Below are 1,351 nucleotides of genomic sequence, written 5' to 3' on the forward strand. Positions count from 1 at the left end.
AGATGAGATTTCCCATACGCAAGTAGTAAGACACCTCAAAGACTAAGAGGTAGATAGGCTGGGAGTGGAAGAGCCGTGAGGCTTGGAGCGGACCAGTACTAATCAGTCGAGGACTTGACCAAAGCTTAAAGGCAATCAAGGTTTTTTAAAGGATTATATTTAGTTTTGAGTGTAAAAGCTCAAAGGAAAAAGTACGGTGGCAAGAGCAAGAAGGAAACACCTGTAACCATGCCGAACACAGTAGTTAAGCTTCTTCACGCCGAGAGTAGTTGGTGGGAGACTGCCTGCGAGGGTAGGACGTTGCCGTGCATATGGAGGATTAGCTCAGCTGGGAGAGCATCTGCCTTACAAGCAGGAGGTCACAGGTTCGAGCCCTGTATCCTCCATTCCGAGTCGTTAGCTCAGTTGGTAGAGCATCTGACTTTTAATCAGAGGGTCGACGGTTCAAGCCCGTCACGACTCATGGCCCCATTTTGCGGGTGTGGCGGAATTGGCAGACGCGCTAGATTTAGGTTCTAGTGTTTTCGGACGTGTGGGTTCAAGTCCCACCACCCGTATTCGCCAATAATATATACCATATTTACATTTTGCCGATTTAGCTCAGTTGGTAGAGCATCTGTCTTGTAAACAGGGGGTCGTACGTTCAAATCGTATAATCGGCATTCCATATTTTGCGGAAGTAGTTCAGTGGTAGAACATCACCTTGCCATGGTGGGGGTCGCGGGTTCGAATCCCGTCTTCCGCTTTCATTACTTGCCGGGGTGGCGGAATTGGCAGACGCACGGGACTTAAAATCCCGCGGTTGGTTTCAACCGTACCGGTTCGACTCCGGTCCTCGGCATTTAGTGATGCGCCCTTAGCGCAACTGGATAGAGTGTCTGACTACGAATCAGAAGGTTGAAGGTTCAAATCCTTCAGGGCGCATAATAACGGGAAGTGGCTCAGTTTGGTAGAGCACCTGGTTTGGGACCAGGGGGTCGCAGGTTCGAATCCTGTCTTCCCGATTGTAATCTAATATATGGTTACATTTGTTGGCGGTGTAGCTCAGCTGGCTAGAGCGTCCGGTTCATACCCGGGAGGTCGAGGGTTCGATCCCCCCCGCCGCTATTTCCCAGAGCTTGGACCTTTAGCTCAGTTGGTTAGAGCAGACGGCTCATAACCGTCCTGTCGTAGGTTCGAGTCCTACAAGGTCCATAAAAGTATGGAGTTTGTTTGTACTTTTAATTTAAAATAATCGCGGGATGGAGCAGTCTGGTAGCTCGTCGGGCTCATAACCCGAAGGCCGGTGGTTCAAATCCACCTCCCGCAATATGGTCCATTGGAGCAGTGGTTTATCTCGTCTCCCTGTCAC

The 1,351-nt window shown here is 50.0% G+C and carries 11 tRNA genes and 2 rRNA genes; all 13 read left to right on the top strand.

The features are described 5' to 3' along the window. Positions 1-122: ribosomal RNA gene (locus GYV61_RS09625) — 23S ribosomal RNA — on the top strand; the annotation flags it as partial. A 70-nt stretch (positions 123-192) separates the two neighbouring features. Then, a 5S ribosomal RNA gene (rrf, locus tag GYV61_RS09630) occupies positions 193-309 on the top strand. Between the two features lie 4 nt (positions 310-313). Continuing rightward, a tRNA-Val gene (locus GYV61_RS09635) sits at positions 314-386 on the top strand. A gap of 4 nt (positions 387-390) precedes the next feature. After that, positions 391-463: transfer RNA gene (locus tag GYV61_RS09640), tRNA-Lys, on the top strand. A 12-nt stretch (positions 464-475) separates the two neighbouring features. Continuing rightward, positions 476-557: transfer RNA gene (locus GYV61_RS09645), tRNA-Leu, on the top strand. A 32-nt stretch (positions 558-589) separates the two neighbouring features. Next, positions 590-662 (top strand) — tRNA-Thr (locus GYV61_RS09650). A gap of 11 nt (positions 663-673) precedes the next feature. Then, positions 674-745: transfer RNA gene (locus GYV61_RS09655), tRNA-Gly, on the top strand. A 10-nt stretch (positions 746-755) separates the two neighbouring features. Then, a tRNA-Leu gene (locus GYV61_RS09660) sits at positions 756-841 on the top strand. 9 nt (positions 842-850) lie between these two features. Beyond that, positions 851-924: transfer RNA gene (locus tag GYV61_RS09665), tRNA-Arg, on the top strand. Between the two features lie 6 nt (positions 925-930). Beyond that, positions 931-1,004, top strand: a tRNA-Pro gene (locus GYV61_RS09670). Between the two features lie 29 nt (positions 1,005-1,033). Further along, positions 1,034-1,107, top strand: a tRNA-Met gene (locus tag GYV61_RS09675). A gap of 13 nt (positions 1,108-1,120) precedes the next feature. Further along, positions 1,121-1,194, top strand: a tRNA-Ile gene (locus GYV61_RS09680). Between the two features lie 41 nt (positions 1,195-1,235). Then, positions 1,236-1,309: transfer RNA gene (locus tag GYV61_RS09685), tRNA-Met, on the top strand. Positions 1,310-1,351 lie beyond the last annotated feature (42 nt).

It is taken from the genome of Lactobacillus melliventris (assembly GCF_013346935.1).
Lineage (GTDB): Bacteria > Bacillota > Bacilli > Lactobacillales > Lactobacillaceae > Lactobacillus.